The 5,532-nt window shown below is 39.5% G+C and carries 3 protein-coding genes and 1 pseudogene; all 4 read left to right on the forward strand.

Annotated elements, in window-relative coordinates:
- Positions 1-1,004, forward strand: a 1,004-nt coding sequence (locus A9G34_RS06955; RefSeq protein WP_141670371.1) for a DUF2345 domain-containing protein, incomplete at its 5' end; no start/stop codon positions are given.
- Positions 1,004-2,017 carry a DUF4123 domain-containing protein gene (locus A9G34_RS06960; protein WP_034944136.1) on the forward strand — a complete coding sequence of 338 codons (1,014 nt, stop codon included), beginning with the start codon at positions 1,004-1,006 and terminating at the stop codon, positions 2,015-2,017. The genes A9G34_RS06955 and A9G34_RS06960, both read left to right, overlap by 1 nt.
- Positions 2,007-5,066: a T6SS effector BTH_I2691 family protein gene (locus tag A9G34_RS06965; RefSeq protein WP_065569288.1), complete on the forward strand. Its 3,060-nt coding sequence runs from the start codon at positions 2,007-2,009 to the stop codon at positions 5,064-5,066. The genes A9G34_RS06960 and A9G34_RS06965 overlap by 11 nt, the downstream gene beginning before the upstream one ends.
- A gap of 13 nt (positions 5,067-5,079) precedes the next feature.
- Positions 5,080-5,532, forward strand: a pseudogene (locus A9G34_RS06970) (hypothetical protein); the annotation flags it as partial.

Raw genomic sequence — 5,532 nt, forward strand, 5'->3', positions numbered from 1 at the left:
AAGTAGCAATAGCTTTTATGCAAGGCAACCCTGACAGACCGTATATTGCCCATGCAATGCACGACAGTGCTCACCCAGACCCTGTCACCGCCATTAACAAACACCGCAATGTGATACGCACCCCAGCGAATAATAAATTACGCATGGACGACAAACGGGGGCAAGAGCACATCAAACTCGCCACCGAATACGGCAAAACCCAACTGAATTTAGGTCACTTAGTTGACCAAAGCAAAGCGCAGCGTGGCGAAGGCTTTGAGCTAAGAACCGACGAATGGGGCGCCATAGCAGCTGCACGGGGATTATACTTAACCACCCAAACCGAGCCCAAAGCGCAAGGCAAACAGCTCGACATGCAAGCCGCCATTACCCAGCTTGAAAATGCGCTATCCATTGCCAAAGCCCTACAAAATGCCGCTACTCAGTCTGAAGCCCACGGTGCAGACACTGACAGCCAAGAACAACTTAACAAAACATTAAGCCAACTGACCCAAAGCGGCATACTTGCCTATGCCCAAGAAGGCATTGCCTTAACCAGTCCACAAAACATTCAACTCTCCACCGGCAACAGCGTTACTTTAACCAGTGAAAACCAAACTGACATTGCCGCCTTAAAAAATGTCACGGTATCAGCAAGGGAAGCATTAGGCTTATTTGCCCACAAATCAGGCATGAAACTGTTTGCCAACCAAGGCGATATTGCGGTGCAAGCCCAAAACGCCAACCTCAACATGGCAGCTAAGCAAGAAGTTAAAGTTGACAGTGTTGATGGCAAAGTTGCCCTAAGCGCCAATAAAAAAATCACCTTAATTTGTGGCGGTTCATACATAAAAAACAGCGAAGAAGGCATTGAGCTTGGCACCCAAGATAATGTCTATTTTAAATGCAATGTCATGCAAAAAATGGGAGGGCAAACGCAAGAAACCGAAAGTGAACTACCGGTTGGCTGCCAACGAACCTTATCACAACAAACAAAAACACAGGGGGCATTAGTTGAACTGTAATGAACACAATTAATTACCTCGAACTGAATCAATATCAAAATGACACATTAACAGACGAACAGATAAACAGCATAGCCGCTCAGTTAATAAACAATGCTGAAAATGCAGATTATTGTTATTTACTGCTTGATCTAAGCTTACGTGATCTCAGTGATCTTGCTTTAGAAAATAGCGTATATGCTTACATCAAAAACAACTATGCAACTTTGCAATTTATCCGGTTTGATCACCCGATGTTTAATACTAAAAATGTACCAGCTCTACTTTTATTGGATTTAAAACAAGACGATCAAATTCAACTACTAAAACAATCAATCAAATTATCTTTTCAAGAAACAAACACAAAATCGTTACTATCAGGAAAAGGCAGAGCCATATGTGGTTGGTTATTTTCGAACGAAAAAGGCGAAGAACTTAGTCACTACCTAGCCAACTTATGTATTCAAAAAGACGCAATCACACACCGTTACTCGTTATTAAGGTTATATGATCCGGCGGTATTAAGTTCGGTATTAAGCTTAATATTACCGCAAATTCGTGACAAAATTCTTGGCGCAACAACATGTTGGGCAATATTAAATGGAGATGGTTTATTAACATGTTATAAAGCCAGCACCGTTCGTCGTCAATTTACGGTTCATCGATTAGGATTAGATGATAAAGAAATGCAACACATTGCCAATATCGGGCTCGAAAATCAAACATTACTAAGATATCGAGATAACAAAATCAACCAACCACGTTACCATGAAGATCAAGCTAGAGAATATATACGTAATGCACTCACACTTTGCGATCAATACCAACTCACCGACGAACAAGACAAAATCTTGTTTGCCATGCATTACTTAACAATAGGCAGTGAATTTCACCGTACGCCTATAATTGCAAAGCTTTTAAAACAAAAAGAAACCTATTATCAAAAGCGTGCCGCATCAATTACCGATGAACAATGGCACCAAATTGCCCAACAAAGTAAAAAATTAGCATCAGGAGAAAGCGATGAAGTGTAATTGTACATCTTCAAAAGGGTTAACAATATTGCCTGTAACTTATTGTGTTGTACCGCAAACCAACGGATTAAAACTACCTAGTTGGGCAACAAACCCTGATTTGGAAAAAGCCGAACTTAAACACAATTACCATTACGCATTAAGAGTATCACGCGAAGGCTTTCTATACCTATTTTATGAAGAAGGGGCTCGGGGTAATAACTATTGGGAAGTCTATAAAATTGCTGAAAACGGCACCTTCTGGAAACAACTTTCCCCCCAAATGGCAAGCCAAGAAGAAGATTGTGGCTGTGCTGCTACTTTACAAAATACTGCTAGTGCTGAATTTATCTGCATTGAACAACCAAATCAGTGTGGCAAAGTCTGGTTAGCTTATAGTGAGCATAAATGGCAAGATGATATCCTTGAAAATTACCAAAGCGATAGCCAATTACGTTCGCAGCGAATGACCATGATCGAACCTAAAGCCATGGCAAACGGTTCAGCAGCCCAAGGCAAAGGCATAGCCCCTTTAAACTCAAGCAATCTTAAACAAATCATTGATTATTCAGGTATTGACATTAATGCCAACATCGCTGACCCCACTGTCAAATTTTTTAAATCACTGGTGGAAGACGATATTAACCAATGGAATGCCGACTTCCTAGATAAGCACTTTACCGCCTTTCCATGGGCGTGTTCTCGCAATGCGGAAAACACCCTCAAATCGGCGCATGAACGTTCAACCGAAAGCAACGGTTACATTGTTGGGTTAAACGATGCGGTAGGGATCGCTTATGAACTCAATGGCTGGTGTAATGAAATTGTCGGATACTTACAGCTATTTAGTGAAGAGCGTGAACATGAAATTCAATCCGATGCACTATTAACATTTTTTGAAAATAGCTTTATTCAATCTAAAGAAACCGAACGATTTAAAGATTTAAATATCTATGAAGAAATGCACAGAGAAAAAAATAATTATTGGCTAGAAGACATAAGAAAAACAGAGGGTACAGATTGGCTACAAAAGCGTAGAGACCAATATTACAACCAATATCGCTTTGAACCCGAAATGCTAGCTGGGCTAAATAACGGCTGTGATCTATTTGAGGATTGGATAAAAAATTCACGAGTTACCTCGAACTATTATCGACGATTAGATCTTGCCATGAAACGCGTGCAAAGTAATAACGATATCAAAGACTATATTAAAACTATAGCCAAATTGCGCAAAGATGCAGAATTAACCATAGCTATAGGCGAATTAATGCACAAAACCGAAGTCGACAAAATTCGCACTATATCAAAAGAAGAATTAAAAAAATACCAAGCTCGAATTAATCAACCGTTAAGAGACACCTATCACCAAAAATACGAACAAATCATGAAACAAGCAGGCTTGTTGCACGAACAGCGTAGCGAAAATGTATTTATATGGATCCAAAGCGACAACTACCTAAATGTATTAAATGATTACAGCCAAAATAACACCGATGACGGAATCGAATTTGAACGAGTGGTTGTCACCGCAATTGATGGCTTGCAAGACACCAAAATAGGCAATGATATTATAGGTGAATGGATAAAAGCGCATGAAATTCCTAAAACCAACCTACTTTGGCGCGCAATTGCCTTTAACCAGAAAGAAGCAATTAAAGAGCTGGAAGAATTTTTACTCGATGCTCAAAAATACAGCGAAGTAGACGGCAAAGGGCTATTGCACCGTACCTTGCTGAATGTACCGAAAAACTTATCGACTTTTACCTCGATCTGTCAAGAAATCAACGCCAACTTACAAAAAAAGAATCCCAATGACAATGCTAAATTTATTGATAAATTCGCTTATAAGCGTGACAAACTTGCCTCCATTTTAATTGACAAGTTTTTCAAAAAAAAGCCTATTAATGTGGTGGTCGACAATATGCGAATAGGTGCCGACAACATTAACCATTTTGTTGCCCAAAAAGTCTTTATGGCAAGAGCAGGACTTGAGCCAGAAGTCGTTAACGGTGTCATGCACGAATATTACGTCCGTCGGACTTGGCTCAAAGAATTGAAAAAATTAAACAATGATAATCAAGCATTGTCTGGCTCCTTCCCTAATGTGGGGCAAAAAGGCATTCGGGGGCAATTAATTAGCAATTACCTAAAAAATCACACCCATAATATATTACGAAAAATAATTATTAAAAAAACCAATAAACCAGCTGACATCCTAATGAAAGGAAAACTTGACGATTTATGGTCAACCCATAACAATCAAGCCTTCGGCCATGATTTAAAAGGTTCAAGATTATCGGCGGTATTATTAGTGTTTCAGCTACCGGTGATCATCACCTTAGTGATTCAAACCGACGATCATACTTCCGAAGATTTTATCAACCAGATCCTTGCAGCATCATTAAGCATGGTTAGCATGATGATCGACGTGTTAATCAAACCAAACACAATTGCCTTTAAAAACACAATACGTGTAACAGGGTTAAGAGTTGCAGGGCATTTAGCTAGCGGGGCTTCATCAATATTTGGGTTGATGTATGCTATTCCGCAAATACAAAAAGCTAATCAAGATATGATTGAACTTACCTTAAATTATGCCAGTGTCATGGTCTATATTAGTCAACTTTTCAAAACAAGCAAAGCTCTGTTAAAAATGTCGCCTAAATTGGCTAGTCAAGTTATTATTAGTAGGTTTATAACAATAGCTGGACTTAGAATCATCACCTTTTTTGCCTCATGGTGGGTACAATTAATTTTAATGGTGGTGGATTTTGTTTGGACATTGATTGTTGATGACGATATTCAAAAATGGGTACGTGCCACCCGCTTTGGCACCATGTACAAACCGCAAGAAACGCCCGATTTTAACACCGAACTTACCGCCTTTAAAAAGCTAATGAAAATTGACGAAAATCAAGAAAAAGTCGAGCAAGAAACCGACAACTTTTTAACCTACATTGGTTGGGATACTGACTTTCTAAACGAATTCACTTTTATGGAAACAATCGGGCTAAATACCGATAATAATAGTTACCCTAAAACCACTATCCCTTATTCCCTAAATTAAGAGCGATAAAAATATGAGCCTAAAAACCTTTTATAAAATTCAAAATCAAATGGTCGATAAATCATGGCGACGCAACGCAACGCCACCAGTATTACCCTGCTGGGGCGATGAATTTACCTGTATTGGTGGCACCATAATACGCATTGATTTACAAACACAGCAACAAGCGTTTGAAGTTGAATCCTACAAAAATATGCAAGAAACAATGGAACGAACCAATAGAGCAGCACGAATTGGCGCCATTATTGGTACCTTACGCGGGCAAGTTGGTTTAACAGGTTTGCCAGAAGATGACCCTGTTTTACGTGAGGCTAATTTTGTTAATGTTCAAATTGGCGATGAAATTTACCGTGGTTGGCTTGGTGATTGCCCGTTTCAACCAGGGGATGAAGTAATTGTCGTTGCCGAATGGCAAAACGACCATTACGAACTCTATGCTATTGCCAAACCTGATGAGAGGATCATC

It is taken from the genome of Gilliamella sp. Choc4-2, assembly GCF_001690355.1.
Lineage (GTDB): Bacteria > Pseudomonadota > Gammaproteobacteria > Enterobacterales > Orbaceae > Gilliamella > Gilliamella apicola_A.